This window comes from Pseudoalteromonas sp. Z1A6 (assembly GCF_011378745.1).
In the GTDB taxonomy this organism is placed as follows: domain Bacteria; phylum Pseudomonadota; class Gammaproteobacteria; order Enterobacterales; family Alteromonadaceae; genus Pseudoalteromonas; species Pseudoalteromonas arctica.
In genome coordinates this window covers 1-2423 of the sequence record NZ_WTKW01000486.1, presented here as the reverse complement: position 1 = coordinate 2423, position 2423 = coordinate 1, and the positions used below count along the sequence as shown (strand labels likewise).

General features: G+C 42.1%; 1 protein-coding gene. It reads left to right on the top strand.

Annotation, left to right across the window (positions count from 1 at the left end):
* Positions 1-152 precede the first annotated feature (152 nt).
* Positions 153-2330: a YgiQ family radical SAM protein gene (locus tag GQR46_RS18770; RefSeq protein ID WP_007580292.1), complete on the top strand. Its 2178-nt coding sequence runs from the start codon at positions 153-155 to the stop codon at positions 2328-2330.
* Positions 2331-2423 lie beyond the last annotated feature (93 nt).

Sequence of the window (2423 nt, the reverse complement as noted above, 5' to 3'; positions counted from 1 at the left end):
GCCCCTAGATTGAACAAATTTCAATCCACAAAGATCAACACGCCCTAATGAACGATTTAGAATTTAAGGCGCAATATGCTTTGACTACTTTGTATATATAAACAATTTAGTAGGGTATAATTCGCGCCTTTTGTTATTCTACGGCCACAATTATGAGCACTCTCAAAGCTAAGCGCGCCTTATTTTCATACCCTAAGTACTGGGCTGAATGTTATGGCACCGCGCCATTTTTACCAACTACACGTGAAGAAATGGATGCACTTGGCTGGGATAGCTGCGACATAATAATAATTAGTGGCGACGCGTACGTCGATCATCCTAGTTTTGGTATGGCTGTAATTGGCCGTGTACTTGAAGCGCAGGGTTTTAGAGTGGGTATTATTGCCCAGCCTGCATGGGATTCTAAAGACGCATTTATGGAACTCGGCAGGCCAAATTTATTTTTTGGTGTAACAGCCGGTAACATGGATTCGATGATCAATCGCTATACAGCTGAAAAGCGTATGCGCCACGATGATGCTTACACGCCAGATAACGTAGGCGGTAAACGCCCAGATCGCGCCGTAATGATCTACTCACAAAAATGCCGTGAAGCCTACAAAGGAATACCGATTGTTATTGGTGGTATTGAAGCTAGCCTTCGTCGTATTGCTCATTATGATTACTGGCAAGAAAAAGTACGTCGTAGTATTTTGTTTGATGCAAAAGCTGACATTTTAATTTACGGTAACGCAGAGCGCCCGTTAGTTGAAGTTGCACACCGCATTGCCGCAGGCGAAACAATGGATACTATTCAAGATATTCGCGGCACAGCTGTTATTCGAAAAGAGCCTTTACCGGGTTGGCGTGGTAGCGACTCTACCGCTATTGATAAAATTGGTAAAATTGATCCTATTCCAAATCCATACGGCGCTGATGATGTTGGCTGTAGTAAATCAGAGTTTAAACAAGCGGGTATTGATTTAAAAGCGGAAGCTGCAAAACCAATTATGGTTCAGCCTGCGCGTCCTAAGCCGTGGGAAAAAACCTATGTTAAGTTACCTGCTTATGAACAAGTAAGTGTTAACAAACCTTTATACGCCCATGCTTCACGTATTCTACATCAAGAAACAAACCCTGGTTGTGCAAGAGCGCTGTTTCAGCGACACGGCGATCGTTCTATTTGGGTAAACCCGCCAGCATACCCACTAGAAACACATGAGATGGATGCTGTGTTTGGTTTACCGTATCAGCGTATTCCTCACCCAAGTTACGGCGACTCTAAAATACCTGCTTATGACATGATAAAAACGTCGGTTAATATTATGCGCGGTTGTTTTGGTGGTTGTTCGTTTTGCTCAATTACGGAGCATGAAGGGCGTATTATTCAAAGCCGTTCGCAAGAATCAATTATTGAAGAAATTGAACAGATTAGAGATAAAGTACCGGGCTTTACTGGTGTTATTTCTGATTTAGGTGGTCCAACGGCTAACATGTATAAACTGCGTTGTACGAGCAAAAAGGCAGAGAGTACCTGTAGGCGTTTATCATGTGTGTATCCTGAAATTTGTAAGCACATGGATACAGACCATACACCAACAATAGACTTGTATAAAAAAGCACGTGAAGTTAAAGGTATTAAAAAGGTATTGATTGCTTCTGGTGTTCGTTACGACTTAGCTGTACGCGACCCGCGTTACGTTAAAGAATTAGTAACCCATCATGTGGGCGGCTACTTAAAAATAGCGCCAGAGCATACAGAGGACGGTCCATTATCAAAAATGATGAAACCAGGTATGGGCGCGTACGATCAATTTAAAGAATTATTTGATAAGTACTCTAAAGAAGCCGGTAAAAAGCAGTATTTGATCCCTTACTTTATCTCGGCTCATCCAGGGACAAAAGATGAAGACATGGTAAACATGGCTTTATGGCTTAAATCAAACGACTTTAAGCTGGATCAGGTGCAAAATTTTTACCCATCACCGATGGCTAATGCGACGACTATTTACCACACAGAAATGAACTCTTTACGTAATATTAAAAATAATACGGAAGTTGTTCCAGTACCTAAAGGTGCGCGCCAACGTAGATTACATAAAGCTATTTTACGCTACCACGATGCAGCTGGTTGGCCAATGATACGTGAAGCTCTACGTAAAATGGGTAAAGCTAATTTAATTGGTAAAGGGCCTAACTGTTTAGTGCCTGAGGAAGGGCGTGATGAAAAAGCAGGTAAAGGTGGCAGTAAAGGCGGACGTCCTGCACTAACGCGACATACTGGTTTTAGCCAATTTAAAAAGGCAAACACTAAACCAAAAGTAGGCGGTAATCGTCAAAGTACACGTTAGTGATTCAATCTAATAATAACTAGGGCGTGTTGATCTTTGGTGGGTTAATTTGCAGCAGTATGTTTGGTTTTTAGGCAAGGCGGAGCCTATGTA